Origin of the sequence: Streptomyces sp. NBC_00203, assembly GCF_045206325.1 — a bacterium.
Lineage (GTDB): Bacteria > Actinomycetota > Actinomycetes > Streptomycetales > Streptomycetaceae > Streptomyces > Streptomyces lutosisoli.
The window spans coordinates 3062329-3081549 of the sequence record NZ_CP108126.1 but is presented as its reverse complement, the minus strand read 5'-3'; the positions used below and the strand labels follow the sequence as shown (position 1 = coordinate 3081549).

Annotated in this window: 15 protein-coding genes; 2 read left to right on the top strand and 13 right to left on the bottom strand. The window is 69.7% G+C overall.

Translation table 11 applies throughout. From position 1 onward, the window contains the following. The first annotated feature begins 166 nt into the window (after positions 1-166). Both OG975_RS14055 and OG975_RS14050 read left to right on the top strand, forming a co-directional pair. Entirely contained in the window at positions 167-3916 is a 3750-nt protein-coding gene (locus OG975_RS14055) for a S8 family serine peptidase (protein WP_406329454.1), read from the top strand. Positions 3917-4074: 158 nt separating this feature from the next. After that, complete coding sequence (locus tag OG975_RS14050; protein WP_406329453.1) at positions 4075-5064, top strand: helix-turn-helix domain-containing protein; 990 nt, start codon at positions 4075-4077, stop codon at positions 5062-5064. A gap of 35 nt (positions 5065-5099) precedes the next feature. Here OG975_RS14050 and OG975_RS14045 read toward each other — a convergent pair whose 3' ends face one another. The 13 genes from OG975_RS14045 to OG975_RS13985 all read right to left on the bottom strand — a co-directional run bounded on the left by OG975_RS14045 (position 5100) and on the right by OG975_RS13985 (position 19194). After that, positions 5100-6545 (bottom strand): ATP-binding protein, encoded by a 1446-nt coding sequence (locus tag OG975_RS14045; RefSeq protein WP_406329452.1) that lies wholly within the window; start codon positions 6543-6545, stop codon positions 5100-5102. A 117-nt stretch (positions 6546-6662) separates the two neighbouring features. Beyond that, positions 6663-7466 carry a hypothetical protein gene (locus tag OG975_RS14040; protein ID WP_406329451.1) on the bottom strand — a complete coding sequence of 268 codons (804 nt, stop codon included), beginning with the start codon at positions 7464-7466 and terminating at the stop codon, positions 6663-6665. A gap of 71 nt (positions 7467-7537) precedes the next feature. Further along, positions 7538-8101: a hypothetical protein gene (locus OG975_RS14035; RefSeq protein WP_406329450.1), complete on the bottom strand. Its 564-nt coding sequence runs from the start codon at positions 8099-8101 to the stop codon at positions 7538-7540. An 8-nt stretch (positions 8102-8109) separates the two neighbouring features. Then, a complete protein-coding gene (locus tag OG975_RS14030; RefSeq protein ID WP_406329449.1) occupies positions 8110-9387 on the bottom strand; it encodes an MCE family protein in 1278 nt (425 codons plus the stop codon). Then, the gene (locus tag OG975_RS14025) at positions 9384-10694 is read right to left on the bottom strand and encodes an MCE family protein (RefSeq protein ID WP_406329447.1); all 1311 of its coding nucleotides are present in this window, start codon (positions 10692-10694) and stop codon (positions 9384-9386) included. The genes OG975_RS14030 and OG975_RS14025 overlap by 4 nt, the downstream gene beginning before the upstream one ends. Beyond that, positions 10691-11806: an MCE family protein gene (locus tag OG975_RS14020; protein WP_406336262.1), complete on the bottom strand. Its 1116-nt coding sequence runs from the start codon at positions 11804-11806 to the stop codon at positions 10691-10693. The genes OG975_RS14025 and OG975_RS14020 overlap by 4 nt, the downstream gene beginning before the upstream one ends. A 23-nt stretch (positions 11807-11829) precedes the next feature. Next, positions 11830-12855 (bottom strand): MCE family protein, encoded by a 1026-nt coding sequence (locus tag OG975_RS14015; RefSeq protein ID WP_406336261.1) that lies wholly within the window; start codon positions 12853-12855, stop codon positions 11830-11832. A gap of 245 nt (positions 12856-13100) precedes the next feature. Next, entirely contained in the window at positions 13101-14165 is a 1065-nt protein-coding gene (locus tag OG975_RS14010) for an MCE family protein (protein WP_406336260.1), read from the bottom strand. Positions 14166-14197: 32 nt separating this feature from the next. Next, complete coding sequence (locus tag OG975_RS14005) at positions 14198-15442, bottom strand: MCE family protein (RefSeq protein ID WP_406329446.1); 1245 nt, start codon at positions 15440-15442, stop codon at positions 14198-14200. A gap of 5 nt (positions 15443-15447) precedes the next feature. Then, the gene (locus tag OG975_RS14000; protein WP_399078646.1) at positions 15448-16251 is read right to left on the bottom strand and encodes an MlaE family ABC transporter permease; all 804 of its coding nucleotides are present in this window, start codon (positions 16249-16251) and stop codon (positions 15448-15450) included. A 3-nt stretch (positions 16252-16254) separates the two neighbouring features. Continuing rightward, positions 16255-17025, bottom strand: coding sequence for an MlaE family ABC transporter permease (locus tag OG975_RS13995; protein WP_406329445.1), 771 nt, complete (start codon positions 17023-17025; stop codon positions 16255-16257). Then, entirely contained in the window at positions 17022-17966 is a 945-nt protein-coding gene (locus tag OG975_RS13990; protein WP_406336259.1) for an ABC transporter ATP-binding protein, read from the bottom strand. The genes OG975_RS13995 and OG975_RS13990 overlap by 4 nt, the downstream gene beginning before the upstream one ends. A gap of 172 nt (positions 17967-18138) precedes the next feature. Beyond that, the gene (locus OG975_RS13985) at positions 18139-19194 is read right to left on the bottom strand and encodes an RNA polymerase sigma factor (protein WP_406329443.1); all 1056 of its coding nucleotides are present in this window, start codon (positions 19192-19194) and stop codon (positions 18139-18141) included. Between the last annotated feature and the right edge of the window lie 27 nt (positions 19195-19221).

The window sequence follows — 19221 nt, the reverse complement described above, 5'->3', positions numbered from 1 at the left end:
GCTGAGGGCGTCAGCAGCCTCCATGGATGCTTCAAACCGGCGCTGGTCCGAAAAGCGCAACCTCGCCCGACTGCACGCGCTTTGTCCCTGGCAAGTCCTTGCCATGGCGAAGACCTGCCGTCATCTGGTCTTCACGTCGGCGTGAACCGGCCGATAGACCCAGGGCATGTCCTCCCCCTCTCAGGCTTCCCCCTCTCAGGCTTCCGCCTTCCGGCGCAGACGCTGGCAGCTGATCTCGGCCGCCGCCGCGGTGCCGCTGCTGGCGTCGGGGCTCGCAGTTCTGCAAGCGCCCGCACAAGCCGCTCCGAGCAAGCCCACCGTTTCCGCCAAGGCCTCGGCGACCCACAAGGTCACCCTGGTCACCGGCGACGTCGTCACGGTCACCACGATGGCCGACGGCAAGCAGACCGCCGAGGTCGACCGGCCGGACAGTGCCGTCGGCGGCGTGAAGATCCAGGAGATCAAGGGTGACCTGTTCGTCGTCCCGGACGAGGCGGGGCCGCTGCTGGGCGCGGGCAAGCTGGACCGGCGGCTGTTCGACGTCACCGATCTGATCGAGATGGGCTACGACGACGCGAAGTCGGCCGCGGTGCCGCTGATCGCGACGTACGCCCAGCCGAAGTCCCGCACGGCCGTCGAGCCGACGGCCCCTCGGGGCAGCAAGCTGACCCGCAAGCTCAAGGGCATCCACGGTGCCGCGCTCAGCACTCAGAAGCGGCAGGCCCGCACCTTCTGGAACACCGTCGCGCCGCAGGGCAGCGCGAAGTTGGGCGCGGGTGTGGCGAAGCTGTGGCTCGACGGTCGTGTGAAGGCCAGCCTCAAGGAGAGCGTTCCGCTGATCGGCGCGCCCGAGGCGTGGGCGGCCGGGTACACCGGCAAGGGTGTCAAGGTCGCGCTGCTCGACACCGGCGTCGACGTCAACCACCCCGACTTCGCCGGCCGGATCGACGACACGGTCAGCTTCGTGCCGGGTGAGGCCTTCTCCGACGTCAACGGGCACGGCACGCATGTGGCCAGCACGATCGTCGGTTCGGGCGCCGCCTCCGGCGGTGACTACAAGGGCGTCGCCCCCGGCGCCGACCTGATCGTCGGCAAGGTGCTCGGCGGTGCGGAGGGGTACGGCCAGGACTCCTGGGTCATGGCCGGCATGCAGTGGGCCGCCGAGTCGGGTGCGGACGTGGTCAACATGAGCCTTGGCGACACGTATCCGACGGACGGCAGCGACCCGATGTCGCAGACGGTCGATGCGCTGTCCGCGCAGTACGGGACGCTGTTCGTCATCGCCGCAGGCAACGCTGGCCCCGAGAGCATCTCCGCCCCGGGCGCGGCCGCCTCGGCGCTGACCGTGGCCGCCACCGACAAGCTGGACCGGCTCGCGTCCTTCTCCAGCACCGGCCCGCTGGCCTACTCCGGCGGCATGAAGCCGGACATCGCGGCGCCCGGCGTGGACATCACCGCGGCCCGCTCGCAGGAGATGACCGACGGTGGTGAGGGGCTGTATCGCACCCTCAGCGGTACCTCCATGGCCACCCCGCACGTGGTCGGCGCGGCGGCGATTCTGGCCCAGCAACACCCGGACTGGACCGGCGCGCAGCTCAAGGAACAGCTGATGAGCACCGCGAAGGGCCTGGACGACGGGTACTCGCCGTACGAGGTCGGCACCGGCCGTGTCGACGTGGCCGCCGCCGTGCACACCACGGTCCGCGGCACCGGATCGCTCTTCTTCGGCAACTACACATGGCCGCACGAGCCGAGCGACGTCGCCGTCACGAAGGACCTGACCTTCACCAACACCGGTTCCGCCGACGTCACGCTGAACCTGGCGCTGACCGACGACGGCGGCCCGTTCGCGCTGGGAGCCGCCAAGGTGACCGTCCCGGCGGGCGGCACCGCCGCCGTCCCGGTGACCGGTGACCCGCAATCCGCCTCGGCGGGCCGGCACGTCGGCTACGTGATAGCCACCGACGCGGCCACCGGGAAGCCGGTGACCCGCACGTCCGTGGCGCTGCTCAAGGAGGAGGAGCGCTACGACCTGAACATCAAGCTGGTCGGCCGGGACGGCAAGCCCGCCGCCGGCTGGGTCGGGATCAACCTGGCCGGCGACGTCTGGCCGTGGAATGTCTACGTCGACGGCTCGACCACCATGCGCATGGCACCCGGCCTGTACACCGTCGCGGGGTACCTCGACGTGGCCGGCGAGAAGGCCGACCGCTCGGGTCTGGCCGTGCTGGTCGACCCGGAAACCGTGCTCAAGGACGGTTCCGCGGACGTGGTGCTGGACGCGAGCAAGGCCCGTCTGCTGCGGACCGAGGCGCCGCAGCGCACCGAGGACCGCCAGCGCAAGGTCGACTTCAACGTCCACTACAAGGGCCAGGACCCGTACACGGACTACCGCAGCGCGTACGTGCTGCCGCCGACGTACGACGACGTCTACGTCGCGCCCACGAAGCCGATGAAGCAGGGCGAGTTCATGCTGACCACCCGCTGGCGCAAGGGTGAGCCGCAGCTCGGTCTGAGCGCGTTGGGCGGTCGCCGCCGCTTCGACGCACTGGTGCAGGCGGGCAGCGCCGTGGGCACCGCCGGGGACAGGCTGGACGCCGTCTACGCGGGCAACGGCGCGGAGGCCTCGTACGCGAAGGTCAGGGCCAAAGGCAAGGTCGTCGTCATCGAGCGCAGCGACGAGGTCTCGCCGCAGGAACGCGCCGAGGCCGCGGTCGCGGCCGGTGCGAAGGCGCTGATCGTGGTGAACGACGGTGTCGGTGGCCTGATGGAGTACGTCGGCGAGTCGGCCATCCCGGTCGCCACCGTGCACCGCGACGCGGGCAAGGCCCTTGTCGCGATGGCCAAGGCGGGCAAGTCCAAGCTGACCGTGAAGCAGACCGAGTACACGCCGTTCGTCTACGACCTGACCCGGGACTACCCCGGCCAGGTGCCGGACCGGGCCCTGGTCTACAAGCCGGCCAAGGGTGACCTCGCCCGGATCGATGCCCGCTACTACTCGGCCACGGACGGCAAGTCGGCGGAAGGATACCGGTCCGACTTCACCCTCAGCCCGTCGTTCAACATCCCCGAGCTCGAGTGGCACCCGGGCACCCGCACCGAATGGGTGACCCCGGGCCAGGTCTGGAGGGAGTTCCACACGCAGGACGTCGACGGAGCCCTGCCGTGGACGATGGTGTCGGGCGACAACACGTATGCCAAGGGCAGCACCACCCGTCTGGACTGGTTCGCTCCGGCGACCCGGCCCGGCCAGGGCGAGGCCTTCGGCGTGTACAACTCCCGTTGGCAGAACTACATGACCTGGAACGTGCAGGCGTGGGCCTCCGCCAGCGACAACATGCGGCTGGGCGGCTACCTGCCGTGGGGTGAGACGCCGTCCCACTTGCAGGTTTTCCAGGGCCACACACTGATCTACGACAACCCGGTCAGCGGGGACATGCAGTGGCAGGAGGTACCGGCGGGCAACCTGCCCTACCGCACCGTCCTCGACGCGGAGCGGCCCGCTGACGTCTTCCGGCTGTCGACGCGCACCCACACCGAGTGGACCTTCATGTCCGACACCGAAGACTCGGACTTCTTCGAGCCGTTCTCGGTGCTGAACCTGAACTACAAGCTGGAGTCGGACCTGCACGGCGACGTCAAGGCCAACGCGACCCAGAAGATCGCGCTCAAGCCGGTGTCGATGGACGGCGGCACCGTGCCGGGCAAAATCACCACGGTGAAGCTGGATGTCTCGTACGACGACGGCGCCACCTGGCAGAAGGTGACCCTGACCAAGGGCGCCGACGGCTACTGGACGGGTTCGTTCAGGACGGCCAAGAAGCCCGGCGGCTTCCTCTCGGTACGCGCGAGCGCCGAGACGAACAGCGGCTTCGGCGTCAAGAACGACATCATCCGGGCGTACGGCCTTCGATGAACCGCACTGTCGGGCCCCGGGGAGGCGACTCTCCGGGGCCCTTCCCGTCACACCCGCTCCCACCAGGGACTATCCCGCTCCCACCAGGGACTGTTCAGAGTCTGCCGCCGTGGCACATACTCTCCCCGCTGCGGCAAGCGGAAGAGAGTCGGTCGCCGATGCTGGATGTTCTGGGCCTCGAACCCGATGAAGAGCGCGTCTATCGGGCGCTGATCGGACGGCCGGACTCCACCGCGACGCTGCTGTCGGAACTGCTCGTCATAGCGCAGGCCCAGGTAGACCACGCCTTGTCCCGCCTGGTCGGGTGGGGACTGGTGATCAGGTCGGTGGACGAGCAGTTCACCGCCGCGCCGCCGGCCATGGCGCTCGGCGCTCTCATCAGCCAGCGCCGGGACGGGCTGCGCGCGGCTGAGCATGCCCTGGTGACCTTCGCCGAGGAACACCGGGCGGCGATGACCGGGAGCAGCATCGTCGATCTGATCGAGGTCGTCACGGGCGTCGACGCCATCCGCCATCGCTACCTCCAGGTGCAGCAGGCGGCCCGCACACAGGTCCGCGCCTTCATCACCGCACCGTTCGTCGCCCTGCCTCCCGACGAGAACACGGCCGAACCCATGGCCATCGGCCGCGGCGTGCACTTCCGGGCGGTACTGGACCGGGCCGTGCTGGCGGAGCCGGGCATCGTCCACGACGCGATCGAATCCCTGCGCAACGGCGTGCAGTTGCGTGTCGCCGACCACCTGCCCATGAAACTCATGCTGGCCGACGCCGAACTCGGCCTCGTCCCGCTCGCGACCACGCCGACCGGAGAGCCCGGCGCTGTGCTGCTGCATCGCAGCGGCCTACTGGATGCGATGGACGCGCTGTTCGAGACGGTATGGCGCACCGCCCACCCGCTGGAGCTGTCGGGCACCGGCGGAGAAGCCGAACCCACCGTCGAACTCGGGGCGGAAGGCCCGACCGACCTTGACCGACGGATCCTCGCGCTCCTGCTGGCCGGCGTGACCGACCCGACGGCCGCGACACAGCTTGGTCTGTCACCACGCACGCTGCACCGACGCCTGCGCCACCTCATGGACATAGCCGGAGTTCGGACTCGGATGCAGCTCGGCGGCCACGCCGTCCGGCACGGCTGGGTCACAGCCTGATCACCAGCCCGTGCCTGGGGTAGGGGGGAGAGAGCTCACGCACCGGAGCCCCAGGCCCCCATCAGCTGCTCCGGCCCGTACGTAGCCGCCAGCCCGTCCACCGTGACCCCGGAGCGGGACACCGCGACCAGGGGAGTGTCCTCGTCGGCGCCGGATACGGCCAGGGCGTCCCGGGCCAGCGCGGCCAGGGCGCGGTGGTCGAAGGAGCCGCGTTCGTGCCACTTGATCGAGCCGACGAACCCGATCTCGCGTGCCGGTGACCGGTCCGCCCCCACCAGGTCCACTTCGGGGTTGTTCGTACGGGGCCACCAGCCGCCCACTTCCCGCACCTGCGGCCACGCGTCGTCGGGGAGCAGTCGGGCCAGTGACTCCCTCACGACGGGTTCGATCGCCCGTCCGCGCCATGAAGTCCATCCGCGGTCGACCGCCTCCACCACGATCCGGCTGCGCCCGCGCTCGATCTCCGGGATTCCCTGCTCCAGGAAGGCGAGCCAGAAACGGAGGTAGGGATCGGCGACGCGGTAGCGGCGGTCGCGGTCTCCCGGGCGGGTGGAGAGAGGCGTGTCGACGGCGATGAGTCGTTTGTCCGCGAGGGTGCGCAGGGCGGGGTTGAGCGAACCGGGCGGGAGCGGTCGGTCAGCCGCCCCGGCTTTCGCGGCGATCGTTCCGAAGGTCCGCTCACCGCTTCCGATCACGGAGAGCACGTGCCTGGCCTGGAGGGCGGCGGGGAACTCGGCGGCCAGTATGCGCTCGCCCGAGACGAGGAGGGGAGAGGTGGGGTCGTCGAGGGCGCGGGTGAGGAAGTCGACGCGGCTCTCACCTTCCTGCCACTCCTGGCAGATGAGCGGCAGGCCGCCGGTGATCAGATGGGCGTCGAAGGCCTCCGCGGCCGGGAGCCCGGTCATGGCCATGACCTCGGTGGGGGAGAGCGGCGACAGCACCATCTCGACGCCTCGCTGGTGAAAGGGGCGGCCATAGGCCGAGAGCTGCTCCATCATCGCCAGGTCACTGCCGATGAGGATGAGCAGCACGGGTTTCCGGCTCAGTACCCGGTCCCACACGGTCTGCAGCGTGCCTTCCAGCACCGGGTCGCCTTCGAGCATCCAGGGCAGCTCGTCGAGTACGACGATGCTGGGGGCGTCGTCCGGCAGCACCGCGGCGAGCTGACGCAGGGCGGTGTCCCATTCGGCGACGGTCGTGACGCCGGTGAGCAGGGTGGTGTCGGGCAGTGAGGACTGGCGGACCTCGGTGAGGAAGCGAGCCCGTTCCCGGTGAGCGTCCTCGCCCCGGGTGGCCTGGTGGACGACGTACGGCACCTGGGCGCGCTCACAGAAGAGGTCCACGAGCCGCGACTTTCCGACCCGACGCCGGCCGCGGAGCAGCAGGGCCCGGCCGCGCTGGTCGCCCCGGCCGTCGCGCACCCAGGCGAGGTGGCGCTCCAGGGCGGCCAGCTCGGACTTGCGGCCTACGAAACCTGGCATGGGGCACCCCCGAGTTTGCTCATGTTGAACATACTCAAGTGAACCATAGTATGGAGAATCCGAGTAGCTGGTCAGTTGCATTACGTAACGGGAGGGTGGGTGGGTAATAAGCCGATGTCAGAGCGCGTCGACCCCGCTCACCTTCCAGCCGTCGGACGTACGAGTCAGCGTCATCCGCACCCGGTTCAAGTCCACGCGGGAGCCCGAGACCTGGGTGCTCGTGGTCACTTGGTTGACGAAGAGGAGGACCACGGCGCGGCCCGCCGAGGTCGAGATCACGGAGGCCGCCGGGGAGCCGCCGGTCGGAGCCGCCACCGTGGCCTTCACCACCCCGTGGTACTTCCTGGCCGTGGGGCCGACCACCGTCGTCGTGGTCTTGCTGTATTCGTCACGGAAGTGACCGGTGAGCCGGGCGCGCGCGGCAGTGAAGTCGCGGTCCAGATGCCGGTAGTCGTACGACAGCACGACGGGTGCCGCCTGTCGTGCGGCTGCGAGCGCCTGCCCGCGCGCCTGGTCGGCCTGGACCCCCTCCCGGTACCGCCACCCGAGCACGGCGACCGCGACCAGGCCCGCCACGAGCAGGACGCACAGGACCGCGGTGAGCAGCCGTCGCCGACCGCGCCCCGTCGCCGTACCGGGGCCGGGCTCGACCTCCGTCTGCGGCGCGTCCTCCTCGAAGGATCCCGGCGAGGGCTCGGGCGGGTCGTCCCAGCCGTTCTCGTCCTTGGGTTCGATGAGCACGGTGCGTCCAGCGGTCGGTGTCTCAGGACGCCCCGGGGCCTCCTCGGCGGCGGCCGTCGGCCCCGGCTCGTGGTGGCCGCGCTCCGCTCGCTTGGCCGCCGCGCGGGCGGCCGCGGTGATGGTGCGCCGGGTGCCGGATCCGGCACCGGAGCCGCGGCCTCGGGTGGTCGTCTTCGTCATGGTCTTGCTCCTCAAGTCCTCAAGTCCTCATGGGCGTACGGCAGTCAGGGCGCTGTCAGTCGACGGCGCGGTCAGCCCACGAACTCCACGTCGGACGTCAGCCAGCGGCCGTCCCGGTGGACCAGGTCGAGCTGGAGCCGGTAGGTGCGGGCCTCGCCCTTGGGCGCGGCGGTGTTGGTCACCTTGCTGTCGGCGACCACCAGGACGCGGGCCGAGTGCGCGTCGGAGCGGACGATGCCCGCCTCCAGAACCTGGCCCTCGGAGACCGACTTGTTCTGGGCGACCAGCTGCGTCAGTTCCTGCGTCTGTGCGGCGAACTGTTTCTTGAAGTCGCCGGTGGCGCCCTGGAGGACGTTCGCGCTGTCCCGGTCGTAGCGCCGGTAGTCGAGCGAGGTGAAGTTCAGCGCCGACTGGCGGGCCGCGGCCAGGATGTCCTGGCGTTGCTGCTCTGCCTCGCGCTGGTCGTAGAGCCCGAGGCTCAGCCAGATCGTCAGCGTGGTGGTCAGGACGGTCGCCACGACCAGCCCCGCCGACCAGGCCTTGCCCGACCAGGCCTTGCCCGACCAGGCCTTCCTCGACCATGCCTTGCCCGGCAGAGCCCCGCTCCTGGCCCTGCCCGACTGGGCATCTCTCATTGCCCCGCTCATGCCATCGGCCCGACTAGCAGCCATTGCCACGACTCCCCTCCGAACACCGCCTGTTGACCGCCCGTCGAGCCGATCTCGACGGGCCTTCCGTCCGGGCCGGTGGCGGTACCGGTCTCCGGGTCGTACGGCGTGATGTACGCCGTCTGGTTCGCGCCGCCGGAAGTGGTCGACGCGCCGGGGGCGTTCTGCGCGCCCCGTACCGACGTCTTGCTTCCGCGCGGGGCCGTGCAGCGCGCGTCGGTGTTCGCCTCGCGCGTGCTCGTGTCCGAGGGGTCGCGCCGTGTTGTCCCGTATCCCTGCGTGCAGGGCGGCGGGTCGTCGGCGTTGACCACCAGGCCGAAGTGGGTGGTGCCGTCGCCCGGGACGACTGTGTAGCTGCCCGCGACCAGTGCCGGGAAGGTGACCAGGGACTGCTCCACGCCGGGCAGGCGGGCCAGCGTGACCTGGCCGCCGCTGATCAGATTCGCCAACAGGATCGACAGTCGGGGTGAGATGTTCTTCAGGAGCGAGTTCACCTGGTTCGCTGCCGGCGTCGCGTTGCCGATCAGCTTGCGCAGGTCCCCGTCGCTCGACTTCAGCTGGGCGGTGAGCGCCGCCAGGTCGTGTGCGAACGACTTGATGGACGAGCCCTGGTCGGCCTGCGTCTTGAGGACCTTTCGCGAGTCCTCGATGAGCGAGATCGTCTGGGGGAGTGACTCGGAGGCCGACTCCACGAGCGCGTTGCCCGAGTCGACCAGTCGGCTCAGATTCGGGCCGGTGCCCGAGAAGGCCTTGCCCAACTCGTCGACGGTGACGCGTAGATCGTCCTTGCCGACCGAGTTCACCAGTCTGTCCAGGCTGAGGACCAAGTCCGTCGTGGGCAGCGGCAAGCGGGTGCTGCCGCGTGGGATGGCGCTGCCGTCGAGGAGATAGGGGCCATGCGCAGAACGCGGCTGTAGATCTACGTATTGCTCGCCCACCGCCGAGCGGTTCGCCACCACGGCCAGGGTGTCCGCCGGGATGCGTGGCGCGCCGTCCTTGATGTCGAGGGAGACGGAGACGCCGTCGGAACCGGTCAGCCGCAGCGCGCCGACGCGGCCCACCGGCACCCCGCGGTAGGTGACCTCGGCGCCTTGGAAGATGCCCCCGGAGTCGGCGAAGTCCGCCTGCACGGTGTAGCCGCGGCCCAGTACGTCGTCCACCAGGCCGGTGTACTCGGCGCCGACGTACGACACCCCGACGGCGGTGACGGTGGCGAAGGCGAGCAACTGGGCTTTGACCGTACGTGTGATCACGGCTGGACCCCCTTCAGCATCAGCTCCGCGAGCGCGAGGTTGATCCCCTCGGGCAGGTCGGCGTCGGTTGTGTAGCTGCTGGTGCATACCGGCGGGCACAGCGGGCCGCCGCCGCCCGACGGGCCCGACGGCACCGACGGCACCGAGGGGGACGACGGCAGGCTCGGTGTGCTCGGCAGCGCGGTGGGTGTCGGCACGCTCGGCAGATCTGGGAGATCGGGGAGATCCGGTGCGTCGGGAGTGTCGGGGTTCTGGGAATCGCCGTTCCCCCCGCCGGAGTTGCCGTCCTTCACGTTCCCGTAGAGGTCCGACAGATCGAGGTCGGCCGTGATGTCGAGGTTGACGTAGTCACCCTTGACGGCGTCCACCACGTTGCGCGGGAACGGGTAAGTGGTCAGCAGCTCAAGGGAGTTGGGCAGATCGTCGCCCGCCTTGTTCAGCTGCCGCAGGATCGGCCGCAGCTGCTTGAGGTTCGCGACCGTGTCGTCGTGCGAGGCCGTGACCACCTTGGTGCCCGTCTTGCCGAGTTTCGACAGGGCGGTGAGCATCCTCGTCAGATCGCGCCGCTGGTCGGCCAGGACCTTCAGGGCGGGTGGCATCGCGTCGACGGCCTGGGCGATCGCCTTCTTCTCCTTGCCGAGCCGCCCCGCGAGGCGGTCGACGGCCTTGAGGGCGCGGACGATGTCCTTCCGCTGGTCGTCCAGACCGCCGATGAACGTGTTCAGCTCCTTGAGCAGCGATCTGACCCGGCTCTCGCGGCCGTTCAGGGCCTTGTTCAGCTCCACGGTGATCGTCTTGAGCTGGGCCACGCCGCCGCCGTTGAGCAGCGCGGACAGCGCGGACAGCACCTCCTCGATCTCCGGGTTGCGGCCGCTGCGGGACAGCGGGATGCGGTCGCCGTCGCCGAGGCGGCCCACGGGGGCCGTGCCGGAAGCCTTGCCCGATCCCGCGACCGGGGCGGAGAGCGCGACGTACTTCTCGCCGAGCATGCTGGTCTGCCGCAGCTCGGCGACCGCGTTGGCGGGCAGCTTCACCGAGTCGGCGACCCTCAGCCGCACGCGCGCGTGCCATCCGTCCAGCTCCACCTTCTCTACCGCGCCCACGGTGACGTTGTTGACCTTCACCGCCGACTGGGGCACCAGGTCGAGGACGTCGCGGAACTCGACGGTGACGTGGTACGCGTGGCCGTCGGCGGCGGCTCCGCCGGGCAGCTGGACGTCGTACCAGCCGTTGAACTCGCAGCCGGACAGCAGCAGCGAGCCGACCGCGGCCCACGTGACCGCCCCGACCTTGCGCAGTGCGCTCATGCGCTCGCCCCCAGAATTCCGCCGAGCGTCCGGTCGACCGTTCCCGTCACCGCGGAGCCCTGACGCACCTTCGGCAGGGAGTCGAAGAGGTCCTTCAGCTCCTTGCAGTCGGGGTTCTTGCCGCCTGCGTCGTTCTTTCCGCCCTCGTCGCCGGTCGTCTTCAGCACGGAGCACAGCAGTGAGGCCGGATCCTGAGCCTGTTGCGCGTTGTTGCGGGTGTCGAGGGTGCCCGCGGACGGGTTGTAGGCGTTGTTCAGGTTCGACAGGCCTGTCGGAGCGACCTCCAACAGCTCGGCCAGCGCGGCCCGTTGGGTGACGAGCACCTTGGTCACCTTGCTGAGGCCCTTCACGTTCGAGGTCAGCGACTTCTTGTTGTTCTTCACGAAGGCGGACACGTCACCGAGCGCCGTCCCCAGGTTCTTGAGCGCGTCCGCGAGGTCCTTGCGCTCTCCCGCGAGCTGTCCGGCGACCTCGGCGAGGTCGGTGTTGAACGACCGCACGCTCTTGTCGTCGGCGGCCAGCGCCGCCGTGAACACCTGCAGGTTCCGTACCGTGCCGAACAGGTCCGTGCGGCCGTCGGACAGCGTGGTGACCGCCTGCGAGAGGTCCTCGACCGTCTGGTTGAGGTTCTCGCCCTGGCCGTCGAGGTTGGCCGCGCTCACCCCGAGCAGCCGAGACAGCGAGCCGTCCTTGTTGGCGCCCTTGGGGCCGAGCGCGTCGGCCGTCGTGTGCAGACTGTCGAAGATGCGGTCCAGTTCGACCGGTACGGCCGTCCGCGTCTCGGGGATGACCGCGCCGTTCCGCAGCACCGGGCCCTTCCGGTACACCGGCAGCAGTTGTACGTAACGGTCGCTGACCACCGAGGAGTTGATGATCGCGGCCTTGGCGTCGGCCGGGACCTTGCGGCCCGCGTCGTACTTCAGCTCCACCCGCACCCGGTCGCCCTCCGGCGTGATCTTCTCGACCTCGCCGATCCGGACGCCGAGGACGCGGACGTCCGAGCCGGGGTAGATGCCGACGGTGCGCGGGAAGTACGCGGTGACGTGTACGGACTCGGAGCGCGGCCACAGCACGTAGGTGAGCGCGGCGACGAGGGTGAGTGCGGTGACCATGGCCACGCGTCTCTTCAGGTTCTTCACTGTGCGCCTCCCGTCCGCGGCACCACCGGAGCGGCGACCAGGTTCTGGACGTAGCTGTCGAACCAGCGGCCGTTGCCGAGGGTGTTGCTGAAGACCCGGACGTAGGGCGCGAGCAGCTTGACGCTCCGGTCGAGGCTGGACTGGTTCCGTTCGAGCATCCGCACCACGGTGTTCAGGCCTTTGAGCGCGGGCCCGATCTCCTTGTCGTTGTCCTCGACCAGGCCGGAGAGCTCGATGCCGAGCACGGCGGAGCTCTTCAGCAGCTTGTGGATCGCCTTGCGCCGCTTGCTGATCTCCTTGAACAGCTTGTCGCCGTCCTTGACCAGCGCGGAGAAGTCCTCGGAGTGCTCGGCCAGCACGCCCGTGACCCCGTTGGCGTGGTCGAGGAGTTCGCCCAGCGCCTTGTCGCGCGAGGCGACCGTCCGGGAGATCTTCGACAGGCCCTTGATGGACGCCCGTACCTCGGCGGGCGAGTCCTGGAAGGTGGTGGAGATGGTGTCCAGGGCCTTCGCCAACTGGTCGGTGTCGACCTTCTCCGTCGTCGTGGTGAGATCGCTGAACGCCTGCACGACGTCGTACGCCGGAACGGTCCGCTTGAGCGGGATCTCACTGCCGGGTTTCAGCTGACCCGGTCCCTTGGGGTGCAGCGCGAGGTACTTCGCGCCGAGGATCGTCTTGACCTTGATCGAGGCGCCGGTCTCGGTGCCGAATGCCGGATCGCCCTTGATCTTGAAGGTGACCTTGACGTGGTCACCGTCCAGATCGACGTCCTCGACCTTGCCGACCTTGACGCCGGCGATCCGCACCTCGTCACCGGGCTTCAGTCCGCCCGCCTCCGAGAAGGCCGCGCTGTACGTCTCGCCGCCACCGATCAGCGGCAGGCTGTCGGCGTTGAACGCGGCCACGGTCAGCAGCGCGAGGAAGGTGAGACCGACGGCTCCGATCACCACGGGGTTGCGGTCGCGGAACGGGGTGAGGCGCGGACGGCGGATCCGTGGAAGCCTTATCCGAGGCGGGTCGATGCGGACTTTGACCAGGGGTTCGGGGCGGCGGGGGCGGGGTGCCCTGCGCGGAAGTAGCCGTATCTTCGGGAGCTTGGGTGGGTCGATGCGGACTTTGACCAGCGGTTCCGGGCGGTGAGGGCGCGGTGCCCGGCGCGGAAGCAGCCGTATTCTCGGCAGCTTCGGCAGCTTCGGCGGGTCGATGCGGACCTTGACCAGCGGCTCCGGGCGGCGCTTACGGGTCCGGCGCGGAAGGAAATGCTTGGTCATGCGCCGCACCTCGCCCTCGCCACGTGGAGCTCCGGTGTGAGCACCTGCTTCGTCTTCGGCAGCACGATCCGGCCGTCGAAGTCGCAGAGGTAGAAGTTGAACCACGAGCCGTAGGACGCCGTCCCGGTCAGCGCGTTGAGCTTGTTCGGCAGCCGCTTCAGCACGCCCTCCACGGTGTTCTCGTTCTTGTTCAGCGTTCCGGTGAGATCGGTCAGCTCGGCGATGTCGTCCTTCAGGGGCGGACGCGCGTCCTTGAGCAGCCCCGAGGTGGCGTCCGTCAGGTCGCCGATGCCCACCAGGGACTGCCCGATGGGCTTGCGGTCGGCTGACAGCCCCGAGATCACCCGACGCAGCTGCTTGAGCAGCCCGGAGAAGCGGGCGCCGCGCTTGTCCAGCGTCCCCAGTACGGTGTTGAGGTTGTCGATCACCGAGCCGATCAGCTTGTCGCGGCCGGCCAGCGTCGTGGTGAGCGAAGCCGTGTGCGCGAGCAGGCTGTTGACGGTGCCGCCCTCGCCCTGGAGGGTCCGGATGATCTCGGTGGCGAGCTGGTTGACGTCCTGCGGGCTGAGCGCGGCGAACAGTGGCTTGAAGCCGTTCAGCAGCGCGTTGAGGTCCAGTGCGGGCTGGGTGCGCGACAGCGGGATCGTGGCGCCGGGCTTCATCCGGGTGCCGTCTCCCGCGCCCTCGGTCAGGGCGACGTAACGCTGTCCGACCAGGTTCCGGTAGCGGACGACCGCGCCGGTGCTGTTCAACAGCGGACGGTCCGCGCCCACGGTGAAGGTGACCTGCGCCAGCGTCCGGTCCTTGATGCTGATGCCCTCGACCTCGCCGACCCGTACCCCGGCCACCCGGATGTCGTCGCCCTTCTCCAGGCCCGTCACGTCGCTGAACACCGCGCGGTACGTGTGCTGGGGGGTGAGGGAGATGTTGACGATGGTGGCGGCGAGCAGGGCCGTGGCCAGGGTCGTCACCAGGGCGAAGAGGCTGAACTTGATCAGCGGGGCGGCGGCCTGCCGGGCTCCTGGCGTCCGAGGGGTCCGCGAGGTCTTCGCGGTCTCCATGGTCTTCGTGGTCTCTGTGGTCTCCGTGGTCCTCATGCGACGCTCACCGCCGTCCCGCGCGCCAGCGGTCCGAACAGCAGGGTCGTGACCGGCGGTACCTCGTCGGCCGGCACGCCCAGGACGGGCGCCACGAGCGAGCCGACGGAGCGCTGCTCGGCCCGGGTGGCGGAGACGCCGAGCGGGCTGGAGGAACTCCCCTTCTTCGACCCGTCGTTGAGGTGCACCCCGGGTGCGGGCACCTGAGGATGGGGCAGGTCGCGGCAGTCGGGCCCCGACCGGTCGTCGTAACGCGGCTCCTCACCAGGCTCGTACGCCGCCTGCTGTCGGACGACTTCGAGCGTGATGTGCATCTTGCCGCCGCGGAACGCCTGCTCGGACGCCTGCTCCTCGCGCACCAGGCCGGCGAGGAGGCAGGGGTACTCGGGCGAGTAGCGGGCGAAGAGTTCGAGAGTGGGGCGGGAGACCCGGCCGAGGGTGATCAGCCGGTCGCCGTTCGCGTCGAGGAAGTCGTCCGCGGTGGCCGCGGCGGTGGCCGTCGTGGTGAGTGCGGACGCGAGCCGGTCCCGCTGCTCGACGATGGTGCGGCTGGTGGTGACGGTGTTGCGCAGGATCGCCATCAGGTCGGGGGCCGCGTCGCCGTACACCTCGGCGACGTCGGCCAGCCGCGCGAAGTCCTCTGTGAGGGACGGCAGATGCGGATTGAGGCGGTGCAGATAGTCCTCCACGCGCGTGAGGTTGTCGCCGATCCGGTCGCCGCGCCCTTCGAGGGCGGTGGCGAACGCGGAGAGCGTGGCGTTGAGCTTGCCGGGCTGCACGGTCCGCAGCAGCGGCAGCAGGTCGTTCATCAGCTGCTGGAGCTCGATGCCGACGCGGGTGCGGTCCTGGGTGATGACGTCCCCGGCGCGGATCGGCCTGGCCGAGGAGCGCGCGGGCGCGACCAGGTCGACGTACTTCTCGCCGAACAGCGTCTTGGGCAGCAGGCGCGCGTGCACGTCGGAGGGGATGTACGCGACGTACTCCGGCTTGAGCGCGATGTCGAGCGTCGCCTTCGTCCCGTCGGCGTGCACCGCGCGTACCTCGCCGACCAGTAGCCCGCGCAGCTTGACGTCGGCGCGGGGATCGAGCTGGTTGCCGAGGCTGTCGGCCTCCAGCTCGATCCGTACGGCCGGGGTGAACACCTGCTGGTACACGGCGACGGACAGGGACAGCAGCAGCGCGAGCACGGCGAGGAACACGACGCCGTACAACCGCAGTCTCAGCACTCTGGTAGCTCTCATACGGCTCACCCCGCAATCCGTACGGTCGTGTTGGCGCCCCAGATCGCCAGCGACAGGAAGAAGTCCAGGACGTTGATCGCGACGATCGAGGTGCGAACGGCGCGGCCCACGGCGACGCCGACGCCCGCCGGGCCGCCGCTCGCGTAGTAGCCGTAGAAGCAGTGCACGAGGATGATCAGGACGGCGAAGACGAGCACCTTCCCGAAGGACCACAGCACGTCGACCGGCGGCAGGTACTGCTGGAAGTAGTGGTCGTAGGTGCCCGCCGACTGCCCGTAGTAGCCGGTGGTGATGGTGCGGGCGGCGAAGTACGAGGACAGCAGCCCGATCACGTACAGCGGGATCACCGCGACGAAACCGGCGATCATCCGGGTCGTCACCAGGAACGGCAGCGAGGGCACGCCCATGACTTCGAGGGCGTCGGTCTCCTCGCTGATCCGCATCGCGCCCAGCTGCGCCGTGAAGCCCGCGCCGACGGTCGCGGAGAGCGCAAGGCCCGCCACCAGGGGAGCGATCTCCCTCGTGTTGAAGTACGCCGAGAGGAACGCCACGAAGTTGGAGGTGCCGAGCTGGTTGAGCGCGGCGTAGCCCTGGAGGCCGACCTCCGTGCCGGTGAAGAACGACAGGAAGGCGATGACGCCGACCGTGCCGCCCACGACGGCGAGCGCGCCGCGGCCGAAACTCACCTCGGCGAGCAGCCGCAGGATCTCCTTCTTGTAGCGGCGTACGGTGCGGCCCGTCCACGCCAACGAGCGGCCGTAGAAGGACAGTTGGCTGCCCAGTTCCTCCAGGCGATTCAGCAGCGCCATGACTCAGCCCCTCTGCGGAACGACTTGGAAGTACACGGCGGTCATCACGAAGTTCGTCACGAACAGCAACATGAAGGTGATCACCACCGACTGGTTCACCGCGTCGCCCACGCCCTTCGGACCGCCCTTCGCGGTCAGTCCCTTGTACGAGGCGACGATCGCGGCGATCGCCCCGAACACCAGCGCCTTGATCTCGGCCGCCCACAGGTCGGAGAGCTGGGCGAGTGTGGTGAAGGAGGCGAGATAGGCGCCCGGTGTGCCGTTCTGCAGGACGACGTTGAAGAAGTAGCCGCCCGCGACGCCGACGACCGACACCAGGCCGTTGAGCAGCACCGCGACCATCATCGAGGCCAGGACCCGCGGGACGACCAGCCGGTGGATGGGGTCGATGCCCAGCACCTGCATGGCGTCGATCTCCTCGCGGATCTTCCGCGCCCCGAGGTCCGCGCAGATCGCCGTGCCGCCGGCGCCCGCGATCAGCAGGGCGGTGACGATCGGCGAGGCCTCCCGGAGCACCGCGAGCACCGAGGCGGCCCCGGAGAACGACTGGGCGCCGAGCTGCCGGGTCAGGCTGCCGATCTGCAGCGCGATGACCGCGCCGAACGGGATGGACACGAGGGCCGTCGGCAGGATCGTGACGCTCGCAATGAACCAGGCCTGCTGGATGAACTCCCGCGCCTGGAACGGCCGTCGGGGCACGGTCCGGACGACGTCCAGCGCCATCGCGAAGAGGTTCCCCGAGTGTCTGAGCGCTCCGGTCGGCGACAGCCTCATGCGTCCGCCACCTCCTTCCGGTGCAGCTCGGCCTCGCGTCTCGCGATCGCCTCCCAGCGGGGCGGGCGGGTGATGCCTGGCCCCGGCAGCAGGCGGGGAGTCAGAACCTGACTGCCGGGAGTCTTTGTGTGCGCTCCGTCGCCGAGCTGGGCCAGCTCCTGCTCGACCTGCGCGGCGTCCTTCTCCTCGGCCATTCCGATCGGCCCCTGCATCCGGCCGTTCAGGAACTGCCGCACGACCGGCTCGTCGCTGGTCAGCAGCTTCTCGCGGGGCCCGAACATGACCAGCTCACGGCGGAACAACAGCCCGATGTTGTCCGGCACCTGGCGGGCCGAGGCGATGTCATGGGTGACGATCAGGAAGGTCGCGTTGATCTGTGCGTTGAGGTCGACGATGAGCTGGTTGAGGTACGCGACGCGTACGGGGTCGAGGCCGGAGTCGGGTTCGTCGAAGAGGATGATCTCGGGGTCGAGGACGAGGGCCCGGGCGAGACCGGCTCGCTTTCGCATGCCACCGGAGATCTCGCCGGGCAGCTTCCCCTCCGAACCGATCAGCCCGACCATGTCCATCTTCTCCAGCACGATGCGCCGGATCTGGCTCTCGGACTTGCGGGTGTGCTCGCGCAGCGGGAAGGCGATGTTGTCGTACAGGCTCATCGAGCCGAACAGCGCGCCGTCCTGGAACAGCACCCCGAACAGCTTCCGCACCTCGTACAGCTCGTGCTCGCGCAGCTTGGTGACGTCCCGGCCCGCGACCTTCACGGAACCCCGGTCCGGCTTCAGCAGTCCGACGAGCGTCTTGAGGAACACCGATTTGCCCGTGCCCGAGGGGCCGAGCATGACCGAGACCTCCCCGGCGGGCAGCGTCAGTGAGACGTCCTGCCAGATGACCTGGTGACCGAAGGACTTGGTCAGCCCTTCCACACAGATCTCGACACCCATCCGGTCCACCCTTCGGCCGTGGAGCAGTTCCGACATCTGCTCTACGGGGAGGGGCGGGGCGTCCGTCGCGACGGACGCGGATTTTTTTTCGGGGGTCTTGCGGCCGGGTTTCCGGCGGGTCGGCGGCCGCGCTCTTTCCGGCGTTTCTACGGTGGTGCGTGTTCCGGCGGTTCTACGGCAACGCGGGCGCGGTCGGTACGTCGACCGGGGCGGAGGGCGTCGCGGGAGCCTTCGGGAGGGCCGGAAGCGCCGTCGGGACCGTGGAAGTGGCCGACAGATCGGGGAGGCCGGGCACGCTCGGCAGGTCGGACACGCCGGGGACGTGGGGGACGTCGGGGACGGACGGCACCGGTGGCAGCGAGGCGTCCGGCAGCGGTGGCACCGACAGCGGCAGCAGCGACCGGTTGTGATCGCCGGGCGGCACCGTCGGCGTCGTTGTGTGAGACGCCGAGGCGGCCGACAGATCACGGGCGTTCGGGGCAGCCACCCGGCCGGCGCTGTCGGGCCGGACGGTCTGCGTGGTCGCCTGGGCCATGCGGGACACGGAGGGACGGGGAGTTGTCGTGCCTTGCCCGTCCCCGTCGTGGACGTACGGCAGCACGAACCCCGCCACCACCAGGGTCGCGGCCGTCGAGGTCAGCGCCACGGCCTGCGCGTGTCCGCCCGCGCGCAGCTTGCCGCGCCCCCACAGGAACAGGGCGAGGCCCAGCGTTCCGGCCAGCGAGTTGCGCAGTGTGCGCCGGGCCCGGGCGAGCAGCGACTCGACGGTGCGATAGCTCAGCCCCATGCGCACGGCGACCTGGCCGACGTCGAGGTCCTCGGACTTCAGCCGGAGCGCCTCGGCCTGGCGCGCGGGCAGCTCCCCACTGCGCACGGCCAGCCACTTGGCCTCGGCCCGGTCGCACACCGCCTCCTCGACGGGCACCGGACCCGGCGCGGCGAGCGTGGGGCTGCGGTGTACCTCGGCCTCGCGGTTGACCTGGCGGTACCGGTCGACGCACAGCCGCATGGTCACGGTCGTCAGCCAGCCGCCGAGGCGCTCGTCGTCCAGGTCGGGGCGCTCCGCGGCGCGCAGCATCGCCTCGTGCACCGCGTCCTCGGCGTCCTCCGGGCTCATCGACCTGCGCCGGGCCACCTTGAGCAGTTGCTCGCGGTGGCTCCACATGCGCTCCCAACGGTCGTGGGCCGCCTGTATCTCCGCAGGCATGTCCGGCATGTCCGTCGCCATGAGGGCCCCTTTGCGCTCACCCGCCGG

Bases quoted from the DNA above. Each gene is read 5' to 3' on its own strand.
- OG975_RS14055 (WP_406329454.1), top strand. From the start codon at position 167: ATGTCCTCCCCCTCTCAGGCTTCCCCCTCTCAGGCTTCCGCCTTCCGG.
- OG975_RS14050 (WP_406329453.1), top strand. From the start codon at position 4,075: ATGCTGGATGTTCTGGGCCTCGAACCCGATGAAGAGCGCGTCTATCGG.
- OG975_RS14045 (WP_406329452.1), bottom strand. From the start codon at position 6,545: ATGCCAGGTTTCGTAGGCCGCAAGTCCGAGCTGGCCGCCCTGGAGCGC.
- OG975_RS14040 (WP_406329451.1), bottom strand. From the start codon at position 7,466: ATGACGAAGACGACCACCCGAGGCCGCGGCTCCGGTGCCGGATCCGGC.
- OG975_RS14035 (WP_406329450.1), bottom strand. From the start codon at position 8,101: ATGAGAGATGCCCAGTCGGGCAGGGCCAGGAGCGGGGCTCTGCCGGGC.
- OG975_RS14025 (WP_406329447.1), bottom strand. From the start codon at position 10,694: ATGAGCGCACTGCGCAAGGTCGGGGCGGTCACGTGGGCCGCGGTCGGC.
- OG975_RS14020 (WP_406336262.1), bottom strand. From the start codon at position 11,806: ATGGTCACCGCACTCACCCTCGTCGCCGCGCTCACCTACGTGCTGTGG.
- OG975_RS14010 (WP_406336260.1), bottom strand. From the start codon at position 14,165: ATGGAGACCGCGAAGACCTCGCGGACCCCTCGGACGCCAGGAGCCCGG.
- OG975_RS14005 (WP_406329446.1), bottom strand. From the start codon at position 15,442: ATGAGAGCTACCAGAGTGCTGAGACTGCGGTTGTACGGCGTCGTGTTC.
- OG975_RS14000 (WP_399078646.1), bottom strand. From the start codon at position 16,251: ATGGCGCTGCTGAATCGCCTGGAGGAACTGGGCAGCCAACTGTCCTTC.
- OG975_RS13995 (WP_406329445.1), bottom strand. From the start codon at position 17,025: ATGAGGCTGTCGCCGACCGGAGCGCTCAGACACTCGGGGAACCTCTTC.
- OG975_RS13990 (WP_406336259.1), bottom strand. From the start codon at position 17,966: ATGGGTGTCGAGATCTGTGTGGAAGGGCTGACCAAGTCCTTCGGTCAC.
- OG975_RS13985 (WP_406329443.1), bottom strand. From the start codon at position 19,194: ATGGCGACGGACATGCCGGACATGCCTGCGGAGATACAGGCGGCCCAC.